Source organism: Burkholderia stabilis (assembly GCF_001742165.1).
In the GTDB taxonomy this organism is placed as follows: Bacteria; Pseudomonadota; Gammaproteobacteria; order Burkholderiales; family Burkholderiaceae; genus Burkholderia; species Burkholderia stabilis.
In genome coordinates this window covers 46,081-67,549 of the sequence record NZ_CP016444.1, presented here as the reverse complement: position 1 = coordinate 67,549, position 21,469 = coordinate 46,081, and the positions used below count along the sequence as shown (strand labels likewise).

16 protein-coding genes are annotated in these 21,469 nt (G+C 62.7%); 10 read left to right on the top strand and 6 right to left on the bottom strand.

What is annotated here, in order from left to right:
- Nucleotides 1-632: 632 nt before the first annotated feature.
- Nucleotides 633-1,430, top strand: a complete 798-nt coding sequence (locus tag BBJ41_RS32945; protein WP_156814952.1) for a hypothetical protein — start codon at nucleotides 633-635, stop codon at nucleotides 1,428-1,430.
- A gap of 407 nt (nucleotides 1,431-1,837) precedes the next feature.
- Here BBJ41_RS32945 and BBJ41_RS32940 read toward each other — a convergent pair whose 3' ends face one another.
- Nucleotides 1,838-2,596: a GntR family transcriptional regulator gene (locus BBJ41_RS32940; protein WP_083282085.1), complete on the bottom strand. Its 759-nt coding sequence runs from the start codon at nucleotides 2,594-2,596 to the stop codon at nucleotides 1,838-1,840.
- A 255-nt stretch (nucleotides 2,597-2,851) separates the two neighbouring features.
- Here BBJ41_RS32940 and BBJ41_RS32935 point away from each other — a divergent pair, with 255 nt between their 5' ends.
- The 7 genes from BBJ41_RS32935 (at nucleotide 2,852) to BBJ41_RS32905 (ending at nucleotide 13,202) form a co-directional block, all read left to right on the top strand.
- Nucleotides 2,852-4,918 (top strand): hydantoinase/oxoprolinase family protein, encoded by a 2,067-nt coding sequence (locus tag BBJ41_RS32935; protein WP_069750538.1) that lies wholly within the window; start codon nucleotides 2,852-2,854, stop codon nucleotides 4,916-4,918.
- Between the two features lie 13 nt (nucleotides 4,919-4,931).
- Nucleotides 4,932-6,692, top strand: a complete 1,761-nt coding sequence (locus tag BBJ41_RS32930) for a hydantoinase B/oxoprolinase family protein (RefSeq protein ID WP_069750537.1) — start codon at nucleotides 4,932-4,934, stop codon at nucleotides 6,690-6,692.
- Nucleotides 6,689-7,756 carry a phosphotransferase gene (locus tag BBJ41_RS32925; protein WP_069750536.1) on the top strand — a complete coding sequence of 356 codons (1,068 nt, stop codon included), beginning with the start codon at nucleotides 6,689-6,691 and terminating at the stop codon, nucleotides 7,754-7,756. Before BBJ41_RS32930 ends, BBJ41_RS32925 begins: the two co-directional genes overlap by 4 nt.
- Before the next feature lie 25 nt (nucleotides 7,757-7,781).
- A complete protein-coding gene (locus BBJ41_RS32920) occupies nucleotides 7,782-9,068 on the top strand; it encodes an aspartate aminotransferase family protein (RefSeq protein WP_069750535.1) in 1,287 nt (428 codons plus the stop codon).
- A gap of 455 nt (nucleotides 9,069-9,523) precedes the next feature.
- On the top strand, nucleotides 9,524-10,735 hold the full coding sequence (locus BBJ41_RS32915) for an alpha/beta hydrolase family protein (protein WP_083282084.1): 1,212 nt from the start codon (nucleotides 9,524-9,526) through the stop codon (nucleotides 10,733-10,735).
- Between the two features lie 66 nt (nucleotides 10,736-10,801).
- Nucleotides 10,802-11,584: an SDR family NAD(P)-dependent oxidoreductase gene (locus BBJ41_RS32910; RefSeq protein ID WP_069750533.1), complete on the top strand. Its 783-nt coding sequence runs from the start codon at nucleotides 10,802-10,804 to the stop codon at nucleotides 11,582-11,584.
- Between the two features lie 346 nt (nucleotides 11,585-11,930).
- The gene (locus BBJ41_RS32905) at nucleotides 11,931-13,202 is read left to right on the top strand and encodes an MFS transporter (protein WP_069750532.1); all 1,272 of its coding nucleotides are present in this window, start codon (nucleotides 11,931-11,933) and stop codon (nucleotides 13,200-13,202) included.
- Nucleotides 13,203-13,304: 102 nt separating this feature from the next.
- Here BBJ41_RS32905 and BBJ41_RS32900 read toward each other — a convergent pair whose 3' ends face one another.
- The gene (locus tag BBJ41_RS32900; RefSeq protein ID WP_069750531.1) at nucleotides 13,305-16,229 is read right to left on the bottom strand and encodes an ATP-binding protein; all 2,925 of its coding nucleotides are present in this window, start codon (nucleotides 16,227-16,229) and stop codon (nucleotides 13,305-13,307) included.
- Nucleotides 16,230-16,558: 329 nt separating this feature from the next.
- Between BBJ41_RS32900 and BBJ41_RS32895 the strand changes: the two genes are divergently transcribed.
- On the top strand, nucleotides 16,559-17,215 hold the full coding sequence (locus BBJ41_RS32895; protein ID WP_069750530.1) for a helix-turn-helix domain-containing protein: 657 nt from the start codon (nucleotides 16,559-16,561) through the stop codon (nucleotides 17,213-17,215).
- Nucleotides 17,216-17,515: 300 nt separating this feature from the next.
- Here the strand turns inward: BBJ41_RS32895 and BBJ41_RS32890 are convergent, their stop codons facing one another.
- From BBJ41_RS32890 to BBJ41_RS39915, 4 genes are all read right to left on the bottom strand, one after another.
- Complete coding sequence (locus BBJ41_RS32890) at nucleotides 17,516-17,953, bottom strand: lytic transglycosylase domain-containing protein (RefSeq protein WP_069750529.1); 438 nt, start codon at nucleotides 17,951-17,953, stop codon at nucleotides 17,516-17,518.
- 192 nt (nucleotides 17,954-18,145) lie between these two features.
- Nucleotides 18,146-18,409, bottom strand: a complete 264-nt coding sequence (locus tag BBJ41_RS32885) for a tlde1 domain-containing protein (protein WP_236872220.1) — start codon at nucleotides 18,407-18,409, stop codon at nucleotides 18,146-18,148.
- A gap of 405 nt (nucleotides 18,410-18,814) precedes the next feature.
- Nucleotides 18,815-19,294: an acyl-CoA thioesterase gene (locus tag BBJ41_RS32880; protein WP_069750527.1), complete on the bottom strand. Its 480-nt coding sequence runs from the start codon at nucleotides 19,292-19,294 to the stop codon at nucleotides 18,815-18,817.
- Complete coding sequence (locus tag BBJ41_RS39915; protein ID WP_167362242.1) at nucleotides 19,284-20,210, bottom strand: metal-dependent hydrolase; 927 nt, start codon at nucleotides 20,208-20,210, stop codon at nucleotides 19,284-19,286. The genes BBJ41_RS32880 and BBJ41_RS39915 overlap by 11 nt, the downstream gene beginning before the upstream one ends.
- Before the next feature lie 424 nt (nucleotides 20,211-20,634).
- Between BBJ41_RS39915 and BBJ41_RS32870 the strand changes: the two genes are divergently transcribed.
- Nucleotides 20,635-21,405, top strand: a complete 771-nt coding sequence (locus BBJ41_RS32870; protein ID WP_069750525.1) for a hypothetical protein — start codon at nucleotides 20,635-20,637, stop codon at nucleotides 21,403-21,405.
- The last annotated feature ends 64 nt before the right edge of the window (nucleotides 21,406-21,469 follow it).

Below are 21,469 nucleotides of genomic sequence, written 5' to 3'. Positions count from 1 at the left end.
CCGTGCCACTCGAGGCTGGTATCGGGACGGCGAACGCGGTCATTCGGCATGGATGTAGTGTCCGAGATAGGCAGAGACCCCAGCATGCTAGAGCGCAAGATCGGATCGCGCTGAGGCAAGACGAAAAGCAAACGAACGAAACGAAGGCATGGCGGCACTGTCAGGTTGTTCGGCGAGCGGGCGAGTGCGGACGATCGACGGCGTGTCGGAATGCTGCGACTGCCGGCGCTGCGGGGGAGTGGCAGCGGTCTTCACGACGACCGCTCGGTGACCACGTTGCTTGGATCTACGTGATCGGCGGATTTCACTCCTTCACATCGCACCCGTTGCAATTTCGCCCCTGCCTTTTCGTGTCGCGACGACCCGTCATGCGGCAACGGCACGGCGGCCGCTCGCATTTCGGAACACGCCTTCGTGTCCAGCCTGTTCCTTGACGCGGCGCTGGCGGATCATGTTCCGGCAGCTTTCTGGCATCCATGTTCCGGCATGACCGGGCGGTCTGCCGGAGAGCAATGACGCTACGTCGGGCGATGCCGTGAATCGACGCGTGGAGCGATCGTCTCGGCACGCAAGCACGTCGGGCGGCACCCGGAAACGCAGCCTGAAAAATTCATCCCGGACATGGAATCGACTTGTCAATTTTCATGCAGGAGGTCCGTATCCCGTTGCTGACCAAGGAACGGTATCAGCTGGTAACGCGAGGGCGCGGTGCAGGCCGATACTGGCATGTGGACGACGAAGCGCTGATCCGTGCATACCGATACGCGTCGACTACCGCACCGAAAACTGCCGAGAGTCACGCGAGTCTGCTTCGCCAGCTGGGCAATTGGCTGCGCGCTAACCCCGAGGCCAACGGACAGTCGCGGCCAACGCTGTCCGAGTTGTGCACCGAACTGTTCGAGTCGGACCGGCCGGCACGCAAAAACTTTCATGTACAGGCGTTCCGCGACGCGGTGGGTATGCGCAGCAGTGCGGGTAAAAATACGCCCAGTGCGCTGGATGCGCTGGTTCGTGGCGATACCACACGGAAACGGCAGCCGGTTCAGAGCGACGACGACGCATTGATCCGCCACTATCAGCAGACCTCGGCGACGCTTCGCAGGACTGCGTTGACTCATGCGAGCCTGCTGCGCCAGTTGGCGAGCTGGCTACGCGCGAATCCGGAGGAGAGCGGGCAGCCGCGACAGACGCTCGCCGAGCTACGCACCGTACTGCTCCGTTCAGGGCAAGCGGCACGCGAGAATCGTCATGTCCAGGCTTTTCGCGATGCGGTGGGGCCACAAAGCAGTGCCGGCCAGAACGTTGCCAGCGCACTGAATGCGTTGGTTCACGGTAATACGACGCGAAAGTCGAGACGGGTCCGGGGCGACGACGAAGCATCGGTCAAAGCGCGTCGACTGGCACCGGTTACGGCTCCGAAGGCGGCCTGAAGTCATGCAAGCCAGCTGCGTCACTGGCCGACTGGTTATGGGGCACTCCCAAGGCCAGCGGGCGCCGCGACAAATGCTGTCCGAACTGCGTGTGGCGTTGTTTCGGTCGGGGCGGCTGGCGCGCGACGGTGTTCATGTCCGGGACTTTCGTGCAGCGGTGGGCCCGCCAAGCAGCGCAGGGAAAAACGCAGCGAGTGCACGGGACACGCTGGTTCACGCACCGTCCGCAAAACGGAAGGTGCCGTCAAGCTAGCGGGCTTGACGCAAAGTACCGCGAGGAAAGCAACAAGGAACCATGGCCGGCGATCGGCCTGGCAACCCGTTCGACAAGTTGACCGATCGATCCGCTGCACCGGGCCGCGCACCGCCTGAAGCAGGACGAGGAACGGATTTTCTGGCCCGAATGCTTATTCGTGACCGTGCCGCAAGATGTCCAGGTAAATCGCACCAAAGGTTTCGATGTCTTCAACGAGGGTCGCCCGTGCCGTATCGCCATCGCCACTCTCCAGCGCCGCGATGATTCGATCATGTTGCGCCGCACCGAAATCGTGCCCTCGTTTGGCGGGACTCGCGGTCATCGCGCGTTCGATGCTCGACAGGTAGGGGCCGCTCTGCTGCCAAAGATTTTCGATGATCTGCAGCAACGCCGGAGATTCCGCGCCGCGATAGATACCGAAGTGGAAGGCCTGGTTGGCCTCCATGACGGTCGCATGATCGCGCTTTTTCGCTGCCGTCTTGAGCCTTGTGTTGGCAGCCTTGACATCCCGCAGCGCGTCGCCGCCGATCCGCTTGGCGGAGAGATAGGCGGCATGCCCTTCCGCAGCGACGCGAGCCTCGATCAACGCCTGATACTGACCGAGCGTGAGCAGCGGAACCCTGACCTGCCGGTTCGGCAAGGTCTCGAGCGCGCCTTCGCTGACCAGTCTGGAGACGGCATCGCGCACCGGCATCATGCTCACGCCGAGCGTTCCGGCGAGGAACCGCAGGGTCAGCGACTGGCCCATCTCGAACTGACCTTGTCGCAGCGCCTGGCTCAACTGCCGATAGACCTTGTCATACAGGGTTTCGCGCTCGACAGGTTCAAGAAGGCCGGGACGATCCGCCTTTGTGATGCCGCGCTCGGATGCAGGCACATCGCGGATTTCCGCCACCTTCTTGTCGTTCATACGAGATCCTCGTTCGTGATGCGTGATGGTAAATATTTTATCACGCGGGCCTGGCGCTGACGGCGCCGCGCGACCGTTGCCCGCCGCGGTGGCGCACGGACGAACCGTGGCCGGCTCCGGTCCGGCGGCAGGTTCGGCTTGCGCTTTCGGAAACGTGAGCCTATGATTTGTTATCTGTTATCACAGATAACAAAAAGGGATGCGCTGCATAGCGCGGGATTGGGATAGAGCCTGCTCATTTAAGTGGATGGAGCCATGAGAATCGCTGTCGACACTGGAGGTACTTTCACGGACCTGATCGTCGAATACGACGACGGTCATCTGAGAATGGCCAAGGCGCCCACGACGCCTGGCAAACCGCTGGAAGGCGTGCATGCCGCGCTGCGAGTGGCCGCGCAGGATGGCGGTTTCACGGTGGAGGAGTTGCTGGCGCGAACCAGCATGTTCATTTATGGCACGACTCACGCGTTGAACGCAGTCGTGACCGGGCGGACGGCCCGAACGGCATTTCTCACGACGCAAGGCCACCCGGACATCCTGGTGCTCAGGGAGGGCGGGCGGCCCGACGTATTCGATTATTCGCTGTCGACGCCGGCACCCTATATTCCACGGTCGCTCACCTGGCAGGTATCCGAGCGCATTCTCGCGAACGGCTCGGTCAGCACGCCGCTGGACGAGGCGAAGTTGCTGGCCTCGATCGAGGAGATGAAGGCGGCCAGGATCGAAGCCGTCGCCGTGTGTTTGCTGTGGTCGAATGTAAACAACAGCCACGAGGCGCGTGTCGGCGAACTGCTCGCGGCCCATCTGCCGTCGGTGCCCGTGTCGCTCTCCCACCGTGTGTCGCCGACGATTCGCGAGTATCGACGCGCGTCGGCGACGGCGATCGACGCGTCCCTGAAGCCTTCGATGATCAAGCACCTGGAAGGCTTGCGCAATTTCCTGCGCGAGGCGGGGCTCAAGGGCCGGTTGCTCGTGCTGACTTCCCGGGGCGGCATCCTGGACATGGCGGACGCCGCGGGAATGCCGATCCAGATGCTCAACTCGGGGCCTGCGATGGCGCCCATTTCCGGCCGCTATTTCGCATCGGTCGACGAGCCCAGCGAGTTCGCAATCGTCGCGGATACGGGCGGCACCACGTACGACGTGAGTCTGGTGAGACGGGGAAGAATTCCGGTCACACGCGAGACGCACATCGAGTCGCCGAGCGGATCGCACATTACGGGGTTTCCGTCGGTCGACATCAAGAGTGTCGGCGCGGGCGGAGGGTCGATCGCGTGGGTGGACGACGGCGGGATGCTGCACGTCGGTCCGCAAAGTGCGGGGGCCGAACCCGGCCCGGCCGCCTACGACAACGGCGGCGATCTGCCGACCGTCACCGACGCTTGCGTGGCCTTGGGCTATCTCGACCCCGACTTCTTCCTCGGCGGACGGCGCAAGCTGAATGTCGACGCATCGGTGAAGGCGATCCGGACGCATGTCGCGGAGCCGCTCGGGAGAACCGTCGAAGAAGCGGCCAGCGCGATCATCCAGATCGCAACGGAAAACATGGTCCAGGCGATCGAGACGATCACCGTCAATCAAGGCGTCGATCCGAAGGATGCGGTCCTGATCGGCGGGGGCGGCGCGGCGGGCCTCAACTCTGCGTGGATCGCCCGACGCCTCGGCGCCAAAAGCCTGCTCATTCCGCAGTTGGGCGCAGCGCTATCGGCGTGCGGCGCATTGATGTCCGACCTCACGGCGCAGTATCGCCGCACGTTTTTCACGCGGACCGATCGCTTCGATTTTTCCGGCGTGGGCCACGTCCTCGACGATCTGAACGGCGACTGCCGGCGGTTCCTCGAGCAAGCCGGGACCGACGGCGCGACCGAGTTCCTGGTCGAGGCGCGTTACCCGGATCAGGTCTGGGAAATCGAAGTGCCGGTTGCCCCGGACGTCTTCACGCATGCGGATGGCGTCAAGGTGTTCGAAGCCGCTTTCCACCGTGCCCACGAGGAGCTCTTCGGTATTCAGGACGACACATCGCCGGTCGAGATCGTCGGCTGGTGTGCGACGGTCTCCGTGCGTGTGCGGGGCGCATCCGAGCCCTGCGTCGGCCATGCCGGCGACATCACGCAGCCGCCGCAGGAGCGGGTCCGCCGCGCGTATTTCCCGGACACCGGCTACGTCGATACGGCCGTGCACCGGCTCGGGGACATCGGCGTGCAGCACCGCATCAGCGGACCGGCAATCGTCGAATCACCCTTTACGACCATCGTGGTGCCGCCTGGCGCCGAGGCACGCCGGACGCCGTCCGGAAGCCTGGTGATGACCGACGTCGAATGAGAGGACAACGAACATGACTGAAAAGACGACCCAAAGCCGCCGCGACGGCGTCAAACTTGCTCTCGTCAACAACCGGCTCCAGGGCATTGCAAGAAAGATGTCGAACACGCTGGCCCGAACCGGCCGCTCCGGCGTGCTCAATATCGCGAGAGATTTTTCGTGCTGCATCGTGTCTGCCGACGACGAACTCGTCGCGGCGGCCGAGAGCCTGCCCATTCACGTGCTGTCCGGGCCGGACCTGATGTCGAAGTCGATGAAGGAACTGCACCCCGGTTTCCTGCCGGGGGATGTTTTCCTCCACAACTCGCCGTACCACGGTTGCTCGCACCCCGCGGACCATACGCTGCTCGCGCCGGTGTTCGACGCCGAAGGCAAGCACCGATTCACGATCCTCGTCAAGGCGCACCAGGCGGATTGCGGCAATTCCCAGCCGACGACCTACATGGGGACTGCGCGCGACGTGTATGAAGAAGGCGCGCTGATTTTCCCGTGCGTCCAGGTGCAACGGCAGTATGAACTGGTATCCGACGTGATCCGCATGTGCGAACTGCGCATTCGCGTGCCGGAGCAATGGCGGGGGGATTTTCTTGCGATGCTCGGGTCCGTCCGCATCGGCGAGCAGGAGCTGCTTGCGTTGGGCGCGGACCTGGGCTGGGACGAACTCGAGGCGCTGACGAAGGACTACCTCGACTACAGCGAAGAGCGCATGATCGCCGCGCTGCGCCAGCTGCCGCGCGCCAGTGCGGAGCGCTCGTCGACGCACGATCCGATTCCGGGCACGCCGCCCGACGGAATCACCGTCAAGGTGACCGTCAGGATCGATCCGGACGAAGCCCGTGTACACATCGATTTGACCGACAACGACGATTGCTACCCGTGCGGGCTGAATCTGTCGGAATCCTGCGCCCGGACCGCCGCCATGATCGGCATTTTCAACAGTATCGACGCGACGATTCCCAAGAACGCCGGCGCGTTCCGCCGCATCGATGTCCAGTTGCGTGAAGGATGCGTCGTCGGTGTGCCGCGTCATCCGACTTCGTGTTCGGTCGCGACGACGAACCTTGCGGACCGGGTCACCGGCCCGGTCCAGGTCGCGATGGCGGACATTTCCGCGAGTATCGGCGCCGCGGAATGCGGTCCGTTCCAGCCGCCTTCGGTCGGCGTGCTCTCCGGCGTGCGCGGCGACACCGGGGATGCGTACGTCAACCAGGTGTTTCTGGGTTTCACCGGCGGAGGCGCCGGGCCGCGCGCCGATGCGTGGCAACTGATGCTGCATGCCGGCAACGGCGGCCAATGCCTGCTGGACAGCGTGGAGCTGGACGAACTGCGCATGCCGGTGATCGTGACCCGACGGCAATTCCTGATCGACAGCGAGGGCGCGGGGCAGTATCGCGGCGCGTCGAGCCTGGTGACCGAATTCGGGCCGCTGTCCGGCAAGATGACGGTCGCGTATGTCGCCGACGGTTCCGTCAATCCGGCACAGGGCGCCCGCGGCGGCAGTGCGGGCGGCGCGACGTCGCAGGTTCTGCTCGACAAGGATGGAGCGTGCCGTGACATTCCCGTGGCGGGGAACGTCGATTTGCTTCCGGGCGAGACGATCCGCTCGGTCTGCGCGGGCGGCGGCGGATACGGGGTACCGAAAGCACGCGCCGTCGCAGCCGTGATCGACGACGTACGCGAGCGCTGGATTTCGCGCGAGCGCGCGTTGTCGATCTACGGCGTCGACGTCGATGCGGACGCCAGTGGCGGTATGGCTGTCGAGGCCCGGAAATGAGCGGGCGGACCGACACCGACTACGTCTTCGACAAGACGCTCACCGAAGCCATGCCGGCGGTGCATGACGAGGTGGCTTGCGACATCGTGCGAGCCGTTTATTCGTTCGAGCCGCGTTCCCTCAAGAGACTCACCGGCGAGCGCGATCTCAATTACCTGGTGGAGGACGGCGAGGCACGCCGGTACGTGCTCAAGATCACGCACCCGTCCGAGCCTGCGCAGGTGACGGAACTCGTCACGAAGGCGCTGCGTCACATCGAGGCGACCGATTCGTCCATTCCGGTTCCCATCGTGCTGTCGACGAACGCTGGAGCCGACGCCGGTTGGTTTTGCCTCCCTGACGGCCGGATGGCGACCGTGCGATTGTTCAGCTTTCTTCAGGGAACGCCATTGCATCAGGTCGAGGTCGACCGATTCTGCCGGCGCTCGATCGGGCAGACACACGCCCGGATCGGGCGCGCCCTCGCGGATTTCGCGTACCCGGCTCCCGATCGCGACCTTCTGTGGGATCTGAAGCGTATGGACCGGGTCAAGGGTTTACTGGAATTCATCGAAGGTTCGGATCGCCAACGATTGGCCGTCGAGTCATTCGAGCGCTTTCAAGCATGCATCGAACCGCTGTCGGGATCGCTGCGGGAACAGTTCATCCACAATGACATGAATCCGTACAACGTCCTGGTCGATCCTGCGACCAACGGCGTGTCCGGCGTCATCGATTTTGGGGATATCGTCAAGGCGCCGTTGATCAACGACCTCGCGACGGCAGCCTCTTATTTCATTTCGGACTCCGGTGATCCGCTGGCGCCCGTCGTGGAACTGGTTGCTGCGTACCATGGCGAGATGCCGCTGGACACCATGGAGCTTCAGGCACTCTTTCCGTTGATCATCGCGCGATTGGTCATGACCGTCGCCATCACGGAATGGCGTGCATCGCTGCATCCGTCGAACAGCGCCTACATTCTGCGAAACAATGCAAATGCATGGATCGGTTTGAGGCGCCTGGCGCAAATCTCCGACGCGCAGGCCAGTGCCCGCTTTCAGGCCATTCGCGATCCTCGCGGATAGTCTCAACCCTATCGTGAGAAGTTCAATGGATACAACCGATTCGATTTTGCGTCGCCAGAACAATCTCGGCCCGGCTTACCGTCTGTTCTACGATGAACCCGTCCATGCCAGAAGCGCCGAGGGTGTATGGCTTCACGATGTGGACGGAAGGCGCTACCTGGACGTGTACAACAACGTGCCGTCGATAGGGCACGCCCATCCCGGCGTCATGGCGGCGATCTCCGGCCAGATGGCCGTGCTGGCGACGCATACCCGCTATGTCGAAGAGCGGATTCTCGAGTATTCGGATCGCCTGCTCGCGCTTTTTCCGGCGGAGCTCGACAAGGTGATGTTCACTTGCACGGGCAGCGAAGCGAACGATCTTGCGTTGCGCGTCGCACGAGCGGCAACGAACGGAACAGGCATCATCGTGACCCGGCTGGCGTACCACGGCGTCACCAGTTCGATCGCCGAGATCTCGCCTTCGTTCGGAGCCGGGGTGCCGCTTGGCCATCATGTGCGCACCGTCCCGGCCCCCGACACCTATCGGACATACACGGCGGAACAGGTCGCTTCCGGGTTTGCCGAGAGCGTTGCCGCGGCAGTCGCCGACATGAAGCGGCACGGCATTCAGCCTGCTGCGCTGATCGTCGACACGATCTTCAGCAGCGACGGCATTTTCGGTGATCCTGCCGGTTTCCTGGGCCCGGCGGTCGATCTGATCCGTCGCGAGGGCGGACTCTTCATCGCGGACGAGGTCCAGGCCGGCTTTGGCCGCACCGGATCCGCCATGTGGGGTTTCGAGCGCCACGGCGTCGTTCCGGACATCGTCACGCTCGGGAAGCCAATGGGAAACGGGTATCCGGTTGCCGGCATCGTCGCACGGACGCCGCTGATCGACGCGTTCGCCGGTCGGACGAGATACTTCAACACGTTTGGCGGCAATCCGGTGGCCTGCGCCGCGGGCCTTGCGGTTCTGAATGCGATCCGGGACGAAGGGTTGATGCTCAACGTGCAAAGCACGGGACACTATTTCCGGTCGAGACTTCACGATCTTCAGGACAGGTGCCCGCTGATCGGGGACATTCGCGGTGCAGGTTTCTTCATCGGGGTCGATCTGGTGAAGGACCGGCAAACCAGAGCGCCGTTGAGCGACGATACGCCAGAGGTGGTGAACGGCATGCGCAGGAAAGGCATTCTGATCAGTGCCACCGGGCCGCACGGCAACGTCCTCAAGTTGAGACCGCAACTCATTTTTCAACCGGACCACGTCGATCTGTTCATGACCAGCCTCGAAGCGGTTCTGTCAGACGTGATGCGCTCGCTCGCTTGACGTCACGGATTCCACGTTCGGCATCCGGACGGCGGCATCCCGGTCAACAGGTACGGTAACCGTCCTTCGGAGCCGACACGACCGGGGCGCCGACGCTTCCGGGGCGTCAACGGAACATCATCTTGATATGTGATAACAGACCCGCTATCATGAATCGAAATTTACGTATCCGTAAATTCAGGCTGATTTGATATGGCTGGGGTTCACGCAAAGCTCAGAGGAATACCTGAGGGGTGAAAGGGCGATGGAGGGAGGTTGTGTCGCGAACATGCCGGACGTGATGAGCGCGTGAGCGTCCGGCCTGTTCGGATGCCCGAAAGGCTCGGGGCGCGCGGCTTGCGAGGCACCGACGGTATGTGTCGAACCCGTCGGCATGAGACCCGCAGCAAACGGAATGAAAGAAGAAGGTTGGTCGTGTTTTGGTTTGTCAAAGCAAACATGGAGAGAGACAGAAGATGGATACGAAGAGCGTGGTAGTACCCGGTCGTTACGAGAAGAACGGCTGGGTTCAATGGCCGGGGCAACCCGAGTTGAGTTTTCAGTTCGCGCGCACGCTGGGTGCCGCGCAGGAAGGGGCCAGTCTGATCAGCGAGTGCTTTCTCGCCGCATCACGGATGACGCCGGGAGATACCGAGAGCTGGTATCGCGAGTGGCAAGCTCTCGCGCGGACGAGCGAGGCGCGTGCCAACGAAGCCTTCGAATTGAAGCGCTTTCGTACGGCGAGCAGCAACTGGCTGCGTGCGGCCAACTACTATCGCTCGTCGGAGTTCTATCTCGGGCACGACGACCCGCGACGCACCGATACCTTCGAAAGCGTGGAGCGCTGCTCGAAGCGTTATCTGGCGGGTCTCACGCCAGCCGGCGAAGTCGTCAGGGTCCCCTACGAGAACGGGGCGCACCTGGATGCCTATTTCATCCCCTGCGCAGGCAGCGACGTTCGATCGCCGGTCGTGATCGCTTTCGGCGGACTCGACGAGTACAAGGACGAGCTCCTTCACGAGATGCCCAAGCACGCGCTTCCCCGAGGCATGTCGCTGTTGCTGGTCGATCTGCCCGGACAAGGCGGCACGCTGCGCAGGCAAAAAATCGTCAACCGTCCGGACACGCATGTGCCGGTGGGCGCATGTGTCGACTATCTGCTGACGCGCCCGGACGTCGATTCGACCCGAATCGGCCTGTACGGTGCCAGCGTAGGGGGTGTCTACGCTGCGCTGGCCGCGGCGGAGGAAAAGCGGGTCGCTGCCGTTGTCTCCGATTCGGTGATGTTCGACATGTCGTCGCTGTTCGCCGAGTGGCTGGATTTTCCCGACAAGCTGATCTGGGGCCACCTGAAATGGGTCTTCGGATGCTCGACACCTGAAGCGGTGGTTCAGCGGGCCAAGGTGTTCTCGTTGAACGGCGTCATCGACCGCATCAGCGTGCCGTATCTCGTCCTCCAGGGAACCGAGGATTGGCTCGGCCTCGAAACGGCAACCGACACCTACGACTATGCGAAAAAGAACGGCGTGAACGCCGAACTCAAGCTCTTCTATCCGGAAGAAACCGGTGCCGCGCATTGCCAGATCGACAATCCGACGCTCGGTCAGGAATTCGTCTGCGACTGGTTGGCCGAAAAACTCGGCGTCGACCAGGCGAGCGCGCGGGCCCGATTTCCGGCGCTGGCCTGAGTCCGGCACCGCAATGCAGATCGATCGACTGATCGACAGTTTGTTATCCTGAACAGGAGCAGGTTCATGAAGCTGAAGGGGAAGGTAGCGCTCGTGACGGGCGGGTCTCAAGGCATTGGCGAAGCGGTCTCCCGAGCCTTGTCGCAAGAGGGGGCGATCGTCGCCGTCGTGGCATCGAGCAGCGTCGAGAAAGCGGTGGCCGTCGCAAGGACGCTGGGCGCCGCGGAGGGCAGGGCAAAAGGATATGCGGCAGATGTCCGTGATGCGGATGCGATGACGCAACTGGCAAAGGAGATCGTCGCCGATTTCGGCAGGATCGATATTCTCGTGAACTGCGCGGGTGTGTTCGTGCCGACGCCGATCGATTCCGACGACAAGAGCAACATGAACAAGACCGTCGACATCAACGTCAAGGGTACGTGGAACGCGATCAGCGCCGTCGTGCCGGAGATGAAGCGAAACGGCTACGGCAAGATCGTAAACATTGCCTCCGTGTGCGGGATCATGGGATTCGGCTCCTTTGCCGCCTACTGTGCGACAAAAGCGGCCGTCATCATGCTGACCAAGACGCTGGTGTTCGAGCTGGCGCCACACGGCATCAACATCAATGCGATCGGGCCGGGAAACACCGCAACGCCCATCAACGAATATATTCGCAAGGACCCGGAATACGCATCGGTCCTCAAGGAGATCGTGGATCAGACGCCCAGCGGGAATGCCTACTCGTCACCGGAGGACATCGCGCAAATCGCGCTGTTCCTCGTTTCCGACGCCGCGCGCGCGATGCACGGCAGCTTCGTTCTTGCGGACGAAGGGTATTCGGCCGGGGCGGATTTCTCCTCGGACTGACCGGGCGAATCGACGGACGTCCGCGCAAATGGCATCATCGCCGACGGGATTTCGAACAGGAATCCGGTGACGATCATGTGACGAGCAATCGGCGAGATACGCGTCGGAGTCCGTTGATCATTCATTTTTCGGCTTGCCGACGCCGGTGTCGACAAGCCGGGAATATCGCGAGCTGAAATGGCGCCCGGCTTCAGCCGGTCGCGCCAGCATTTTCGTGGCTGCCCGGCAGTGCGTCTGCCCGGCCTGCCGTGCACTCGTGTAGACAGGCCGTTCCGTTTTGCGGATTCCATGGAAGCGCGTCGTACTTCGCAAAGGGGAACCGTCGCACCATTTAGGAAGTGAATCGATGAACTCGACCTTCGATGAATTCAAGCGGAACTGGTTACTGATCATGGTCGCCATGTTCGGATGCGGGCTGGGGATTTCTTCCCTGCCCCTCTATACATCGGGCGTTTTTTTCCCGTACATGACGCATGATCTCGGATGGACCCGTAGCGAACTGTCCTTCGCGGTATTGCTTTCCACGCTGATGCTGGCAGTCGTGTCACCCATCGCCGGGCTGCTGATGGACAGATTCGGCGTGGCCAGGGTCACGGCATGCTCGCTCGTGATGGCTGCCGCTTTGTTTTCGGCGCTTGGACTGCATCGCTTTTCCCTGATGCAGTTTTACGCGATCCAGCTCGCGATTGCCGCTTTGGGCGCAGGAGCCGCCCCGGTTGCGTATACGCGGCTGGTGGTCCATCAGTTCGAAGCGACGAAAGGGCTCGCCCTCGGGATCACCCTTCTGGGGCCGAGCCTGGTTGCAACCTTTGCCCCGCTTCTCGTCGCAACCGTCATTGCCGCGCATGGATGGCAGGCGGGGTATCTGACGCTGGCTGCGCTGACAGCCGCCATGCTTCCGTTACTCGCTGTGCTGTCGCTCGTGCAACCGGCGGCAGTCCGCGCGTCGAAATCGACCGTCGTTGCATCGGACGACAACCTGTTCAGTGCGAAGGAGCGACGTGCGATCTTCTCGAAGTTGATGCTCGGGCTCGGATGTTATTCGCTCGCAGTGGGCGGCATGCTCGTGCATTTGACGCCGATGCTGGTCGATGGCGGGATGACTGCCGTGAATGCCGCCAAAATCGCCGGGCTCGTCGGGATTTCCGGCATCGCGGGCCGGCTGCTGGGAGGCTGGAGCGCCGACCGCATCTTTGGCCCGTATATCCTGGGAACCATCGCGGTAATCGCGGCGACCGGATACGCCGCGCTCGCGACGTTCGGAATCGCGGCAGCGCCTTTTTCCGCGATCGCGGTAGGCTTCGCGCTCGGCACCGAAGGCGACCTGCTGGGGTACCTGATATCCCGTTACTTTGGAAAGCAGTCGTACGGCAGGGTGTTCGGGTGGATCTTCGGCGCATTCATCGCATGCCTTGGTCTCAGCCCGATGGTCATGGCTTTCCTTCATGCCCGATCGGGATCGTACAACGTGCCGCTTTGGGTCGATGCGATCCTGCTGCTCGTTTCCGCCCTCGTGCTCGTCAGGCTTCCGAAGTATCGCCCCACTCGGCACGACATGCCCGTGGACGCATTCCCCCCGCAGGGTATGCCCGTGACGTATCCGCAAGCCGATCGTTGATTGGCGGGCAGGCGAGACGCCGGTACCCGGAAGCGTATCGATGGCCGACGGATCGTCGGCCCGGGCCGGCGTCCGGCCAGCCCGCGACACACGCAGCCCGGATCAGGTGGTGGTGTCGTGGCCTTCCTCGGCCTTGTGCGACGACACGATGTGCTCCCGGGTGGCCGAGATCCGGCGCCAAAGTAGCGACGCACGTTGTTGCCGGGCTTCGTGCGCCGCTTGCTCGAGCGCCGCGTGCACCTTCTCGGCAGGCAGCCCCGCGCGGTGCTGGATGACCGCATACACGCGCCATGCCTCCGGCATCAACCACCTGCGTCCACCGCCCGGCAGATTGGCGATCATCTGCTCCAGCTGCGGAATCAGTATCGAAACATCCACCTTGCTCAATACGAGCCCGCAAAACCGTTCCAGCACGACCAGATCGACGATGGTCGTGTGCCCGCGGGCAAGATTGCCCAGCGCCAGTCGCGTCAGCGCGCACGCTTCGTCGTGCGTCTCGTCGATTGCACGCGTCCACTGCAGGAAACTGCGTCCGACACTCGTCCAGCCTTGCAACCCGTTGCGTTGCGCGATCTCCAGCAGCAACCGGGCCTGTTGTGCGACACGTTGCGTGTTTCCTTCCAGCAGGCACAGGACGCACGCCAACATCGCGGTGGCGCAACGTGCGATCGGATCGGTCGATTGTCGTGCATCCTGCAACGCGCGCAACAACAGCGGATGCGAGATCGTGTGCGCGCCGGTAAGCCACAGCGACATGGCCAGCGCGTTGTCCGACACCACCGCGACGTAGTCGGGCGTGTTCGTTTCCTGCCGTTCGCCAACCGGCCACGCATTTTCGTCCGGCGGAGAAAACAGGCTGATCGCCTCATCGTGCCGGCCATCGAAGGTCAGCAGCGCGCCGTGCAATAGCGCGAAGCCGCGATGTGACGACGAAGTGGCGCATTCGTGCAGGATCCGCGCCCGCACCTGCATCAGAAGTTCGGGCGAATCGTCATTGAAACCGGCTTCGAGCGAACGCATCAACAACAGCGATAGCGCGAGCACGCGGTTGCCGTCGTCGGCGCAGGCAGTGGCGAGCTCATAGACGCGCCACCATGACGCAATGACATCCGCTGTCGACGCGACGTGCTGCACGGACTGCGCCACGGACAAATATAAAAGCATGTGATCGCGGACCTTGAGGGCCGGGCGCGACGGATCGTGTTCCAGCACGCGGCGAATCCATGCGAGCCATTCGCTGGCGAGACGTGCGCCGATCCAGACCGGCCCCGAATGTCGCAGCAGTTCCACGACGATCCGCGGATAACCTGCGCTGCTCGAAAAGCCGAGTGCGCGTCGCAGGTCCGCAAGCGTCGGGGCGTGGTCGCGGCGTGGGTCGGCAGGCGCGCCATCCCGACCCGGCGGGGGGCTGATTTTCTGGACGACCCATTTGGCATGACGCACCGACAGGTCTGCGTAGTCGGAACGATGCGTCAGGATCTCCAATGCGAATCGTCGCACGGGCCGAGGGACTTCAAGAGGGCCGCCAGGATCGGCCGATGGACCTGCATCGACCAGGCCGGCGTCGATCAGGCTCGACATGATCGTCTGCAGCCTGTCTTCCGCATCCCGGGTGCCCGTTTCTTCCGGTCGAATGGAGACGGCACATGCGTCAGCAAGGTCGAACGGTCCGCCGATCAGGCTGACGCAACACAATACGTGCTGCGCAGCGGTATCGAGGGTGGCATAGGCCATGGCGACCACGGACGACACCAGCGCAGCCGGCCCTGTTGCAACCTCGTGACTTCCGGTTCGATGCAGCGTGAGCCGACGCCACCGCGCGTACCAGTCCTCGAGCGCGCTGGCGATCGTCGTTCGGCCACGCACGGCGCGCGCGATCTGACGTGCAGCCAGCTCGAGTGCGAGCGGATTGCCGCTCAACGCCCGGGAGATCGGTTCGAGAATCGCGTCGAATGGAACGGTGCACGTGCGCTCCGACGTTGTTCCGATGCGTTCGGCGGACGGCCATACCCCGCTTGCTTCGAGCTGCGCGACAAGCAGCCGGCAGGCATCCGACGCGGGCGTGTCCGGCACGTCGGGCGCCGCATCGAATGACGATCGCCCACCGAAGCGCAACGGCGCCAATGGCAGCACACATTCTTCGGCAATAAACAACGGTGCTTCGGCGCACACGATCAGGCACACCTCGGTCGCATTCAGCACTGTCTCGACGAGTGCGGCGACCTCTTGCGCGAGGTGATCGCAATGATCGATGACCAGCAGCATTCGTCGATCCGTCAATTGCTCGACGAGTCCAGCCGACCCCGATGACGCATGCGGTGAAAAGGGCCGGATTTTTGCCGCAATGACGTCCGCGATGAGTTCGGGCAGTGTCAGGTCGACTAGATCGACGTAGGCAACGCCATCGCGGAACAATGGTGCGGTGCGCAGCGCTGCCTCGTGCGCGAGCCGCGTTTTTCCATTGCCGGCCGGGCTGGTCAACGTAATCAGCCGATGTTTCGGCGCAAGCATCAACAACTCGGAGAGCTCCGCATCCCGCCCGATCAACGGCGGGTGCTCGACATCGTCATCGAGCGAACCCGCGGCGCGTTCGTCGCGCCTGCCTGCCTGCAGCATGTCGCGCAATGCGCATTTCGCCGGATCGACTGCATCGCTCCTGCCGTCGGGGCCGACCCACTCGTCGCGAATGTCGCACCACTCGGCGGCGAAGCGATAACCGCGGCGCGGCACGGTCTCGATCACGTCCCGATCGTCGCCCAGCACAGTGCGCAATTGCGATACCAACGCCTGAACGCTGGTGGCCGAAACGGACGAGCCGGGCCAGACATGCTGCTGCAGTTGTTCGATCGAGACGATCCTGCCGCCCGCGTCGACCAAGGTGATCAGCAAGTCGGTGGCCCGTTCATTGAGCGCGAGCGCTTTCCCCTCCGCCCACAGGCAGCGGGACGTGCGCCCGATGGCAAAACGGCCGAACAGCGTGAAATGCTCATCGGAAGGACGCTGCGTTCGGACATCATGCAGGGGCATGGCTTGCTCTCGATATTTACGGATAAGTAAATTGCCGGTTGTCGAATCACGACGCCGAGCTTCTTCAACCTTTCACTACTGGATAATGAGCCCCAGACCATCTGGGCTGGACAGGCAACAATCCGCCTCGGAATTTACATATATGCAAATCGAGGCGTTAAAAAAAACCGTGGTCGTGAAGATACCCCAGTTTCGTCGTGCAAATGTGAATTTTAGTGTACGTCCTTTGACAGGCGACGACAAGCTTCGCGCGCTTCGTCGTCCACGGGTGCAGATGCTGTATATTCGGCTTACCCATCCGTAAAAATGTTCAACTTCGATGAACGGCAATGAACAAGAAGACCCGCGTCGCCTCCGTCATTTCGGCACTGTCGATCAAGCCGCCGCGCCGCACCCGGCTGCATATACCTGCTGACAAAATCGGCCAGCGGTTGCGCGCACTGCGCCAGTCGCGGGATCTCACGCTGAACGAGGCAAGCCAGCTGACCGGTGTTCCCGCCGCGACGTTTTCGCGCATCGAGACGAACAAGATGTCGCCGACCTTCGGCATGCTGCACCGGATCATCGAAGGGATGGGGTTCGAGTGGCGCGACGTGCTGACCAGCCAGCCGCGCAAGGGCACCGCACTGAGCGTATGTCACGCAGAAGACATCGTCACGACGCGAATCGCGAACATTCCCTATGAATACGCGATGCTGCACCGCGACAGCTCGGCCGGGATGATCACGCTGCGCATCCAGGTCGACGCACGTACGCTCGACGAGGCAGGGGGGCTCGCCACGCACGACAACGAAGAATTTTGCTATGTGCTGTCAGGCGAACTGGAACTGCATTTCGAACAGGGTGAGCCGACGCTGTTGCGGGTGGGCGAAAGTGCGCTGTTTTCGTCGCTTCGGCCGCATGCATACGTGGCGCCGGGCGGTGCCACACTGCTGGTCGTGCTGACCCCTGCCGGATACGCGCAACAGAAACCTGCTTTACCGTAACGCGTCCCGGCATATCCGCAACGCCGGGTGGCATCCCGCGCCCGGCGCTCGATAACGGCACGATGCATCGAGAAGGCAACGTGCGCTCGAACGGTATGTGTCGTCGTTCCGTGTCCCCGTGAGTCGTACCGGCGCGCGCCCCGGCAGTAGCGACCCTGATCTTGATGAAATTCATGGCTTGCGGTCGTGATTTTCGACATTAAACCGGAATGAAAATCATCACGCCGCTCTCGTGCGAAGAACAGGTTCATTTTGCGAACCGATCGTGTTCGCTCGATCGGGCGGTACCCGACGCTTGCGTCAGTCCGGTTGCATCCGCTGCACGATCGACCGGACCTGTGCCGCATAGCGGTCGCGTTCAGCGGGTGTTTGCGAATGGTACGCACCGACCGCTTTCCACGTATTGCCATACTTGAGCATCATCCGGTGCAGGTGCCATGCGGCGATGTAGATGCTGGCGCACGGGTCCATCAACGTGCGCGACGTGATGCCGTAGGTCGAGAGCGTGGGCAGGTGGATCGAATTGATTTGCATCAGGCCATAGTCGATCGATCCGTTGGTGTTTATCCGTCTTGCATTGACGTTGTTGTGCGATTCCTGCCAGGCAAGCGCACGCAGGATCGTTTCGTTGACGTGCTGGTACGCGGCCGCTTCGGAGAAGCATTCGGCGCGAGCGGAGGGCGTCAGGAATGGCAACAGCGCCAGAAGCGCCAGAAGTGCGATTGCTCGAATGACCATGCTTTCGATCGGTTGAGGTACGGAGCGACGATCGTGCGATCGGGACAGAGACGGGAGCGGGGCGTCGTCCCTCGGCCCCGCCATCCGATCGTGCCGCGTTCGATGTCGTGTTGATCGACAGGTACGCGTATGCAGGCGATCGTGTCACGCATATCCGCGGCAATGCCGGAGTCGGCGCGACGAATCGGCGCTTTACGCTACGACGTTGAGCTGCTGGTCGAGACTGCGCCAGATCCGCTTGCATACGCGGCGATCCACGACGATGCAACCATCCGATATCGGCCCGGGATGAGCCGGGTCGTCGGCGTGAATCAGGAAGCCGGTGCGACGATGCGTGTCCGTGTCTGCATCCGGCGTCAGGCGCATCGTACAAGCGCCTGCGTGACTATGCTCGAAAGGCGCGCTGATCGTGTAGGAGCCCGTCGGGATGGGGCCCAGGCCGAGCTGGTCTTGCATGTCCGGATTGTTTTTTCCGGCGGCTCGGCCGGAGTAACCGTGCTCGACGACGGGATCGGCGTCGTGCGTCAACCGTCCGGTTTTTTGACTGTATTGCCAGGGCATCTGTTGTCTCCTGTGCGATGGATTGATCGGATCGCTTTGCCGGTCCGGTACTCGAGCGGTGGTGCCGCCTGTGCCGAACACGTGAACGAGCGCGGCCTTGTCGAGTCGTGCGCGCGGTGCGCCATGAGTATCCCGGCCGCGGCGATTCGCGTCGTGGCGATTGCGAACGGCGTGCGTGAAAAGCGAACACCCACGCATGCCCCGGTGTTGATCCGAGGCGCGTGAAAGGCCGGTCCTCGCGTGAATTCGCCGGAACACGATTTCGCGCGATCGATCAAGGCAACCCGCGGCGCGCCGGGATCATATCCCGGAGTGGTTGAGGGCAGGCTGCGGGCAGGACGACCGCGCGTCTTCCCGAGCGTCGAATTTCCGGAGGAGCTGCGGAACGGGGCAGAGGCGCTCGACGCGCGCGTTCACACACGCCACGCAGATTTCGGCCTCGTGGCAGCACGCGCCATCGACGGCAATCGCGTATGCGAAAGTCAGCCTCACCTTTCCCACGTCGATGATGCGGCAGGACACTTCGGCAATCTGACTCAACCGGATCGGCTGCAGGAAGCGTTGCCGGGTGGAGATCACGGCCATCGCCTTTTCGCCGCGCCGGAAGGCGGAGAACTCGTCATCGTCGATTCCCGCGATCCATTCGGTTCTCGCTTCCTCGAGAATGGCGAGGTAGCGGGAATGGTGGACGATGCCGGCGGCGTCGGTGTCTGCGTGATAGATGCGCCGCCGGTACACGGGAATCCGGGCAGGCGAACCGTCGAGGGCGTCATGCGGCATGGGCGATCTCCAGCTCGGAACGAACGGCCGCGATGAGCGCCTGATCGCTTCCCCATCGCGTGCCCGGATGAAACGATGGCCTGAAATACGCGATGAAATCAGGCGCAAGTACGCTGAACACGCCAGGACGACCCCACAGGTAAGACAGGGCCTTGAGGTAACACACGACGCGCGGCAGCCTCAAGTCATGTGCCAGCAGCGCGGCAAAATTGGCCGTCAATCGAGGCAGAAAATTCCACGAAACACGCACGGCCGCGGCAACGCGCAGCCAGTAGGCGCGCGCGCCGGTACCGACGGTTTGCCGATAGACGTCCAGTGCCACGGACTGGTGCTCCAGTTCCTCGCAAGCATGCCAGTGCCAGAGCCTGGTCAGACTGGTGTCGCCGTCGACGCACCCGGCTTCGAGCAACGACCTCGACAGGGATGCCGTGAAATGTTCCATCGCGACGGTCATGGCGAGGCGCCACGCAGGGCTGACCGAGGCCAGCGGGCGGGCGAACATCCGGATATCGAGTGCGTCGATCTTGTACCCCTGTCGCACCATCGCCTCGAGATAGCGGCGGTGTTCGTTCGAATGGCTCGCCTCCTGCGAAACGAAGGTCCTGACCGCTGCCGCGGTGACGGGATCGGTCACCCTCGCGGAAAAGCACTTGACCGAGTGAATGAAGAACTTCTCGCCGGCGGGAAAGAACAACGAAAGCGCATTGAAGAAATGCGAGGCGACCGGGTCACCCCGATTCCAGTCCGAGAAGTTCGATCGGGAATAGTCGAACCCGGGCCGCGAGTCGTGCTGCGGGACGCGTGCCGTGGCACGGCGGTGCGATGGCGCTGTTCCGGTGTGCGCCTCGTTGCGGGGAGGTTCGTTGATGGCGCCGTGATCGCACACACCGTGGCGCGTTGCATGAGGGGCCCGCATGGGATCTCCAGTATCGACTCGCTTGACGGACTGGCCGCGACCGGCGCCGCACGATCCGGCTGCGATCGGCTTCGCGCTTTCGCGGCTGATTGCAACTGCCTGGTTGGATGTTCCGATGCAGAGGGCCTCGACGGCATTTGCATCCGGTTTCCGATACGTTGACCGACTTTGTATCGGACGGACGTGGCAATCCGCGCACGCTATCTGAAGTGTTGTCGTCGAACGCGAAGCCGCGGTACGTCCCGCGTTTGTGGCGTGCCCGACGCCGCGTGTGCAGTCGGCCGCCTGTCGCCGGGTGAGAGGCCTGCTTCGTATTTGTGCACGTTGATGCGCATTGGCGCCAGCGTGGCGGCGGCGCTCTCCTATATTGCCGGACAGGATGCAAGTAGACCCTGTACGCCATTCAACGACGGGAGTGCCCGAAATGTCCACGACGATCAACATCATCACGAGCAACCAGCCGGATTCGACGAACTTCTCGCCGACGAACGCCAACCGCTCCGCTGCGAGCGACGCGCCAGACAGTGCCACCAACGGGTTCACGACCGAACCCGGCCAGTTTGCGGCGATCGTCAAACGTTCGGCCAACGGCGACGACTCGCAAGGGGATAATCAGACCATCACGATCTCGGTGCCGAAAGATCAGACGTCCAATTCCGCGTACAACCCCGATGTTTACGGGAACAAAAGCCAGTCTGCGAAAACCATCACGATCAATATCGACGGCGACGATGCGACGCAGGGTAATGGCAATAACACGTCCGCCGCGAAGTCCGACCGCTCGCCCAACGTTGCGGTGAACGGTCAGAACAATGGAGGCGCCGATGGCCAGGGGCTCCATCCGGTCAAGCTGAGCTCGGATAAAGGCACAGTCCAGGTTCTGGAGGACAGCAAGGGCAACCTGTACGACAAGAGCGGCAAGAGCATCGGCAAGAAAGAAATGGTGAATGGCGAGCCCAAGTACACATTCGACAGCGGCAAGAGCGAGGCGGCCACCGTTCTCTCGACAGGCGGGACGAACGGCAAAAACCAGACGTCGGGGCGCCAGACGTTCGGCCCGGGCGAACTGACCGCGTCGGCTGGCGATTTGCGCGGCAGCAAGGGGGAGAAGGACGACCTCCAGGCTACCGGCGAAATCGAACAGATCTCGCAATACGGCTCCGTCAACACGAACGGCCAGACGGTCGTCGTCTGATACGCGCACGGACGTTCGGACTGGCGACGGAGGCCGGGGCCGGGTGTTCCCCTGCATCGCGGCA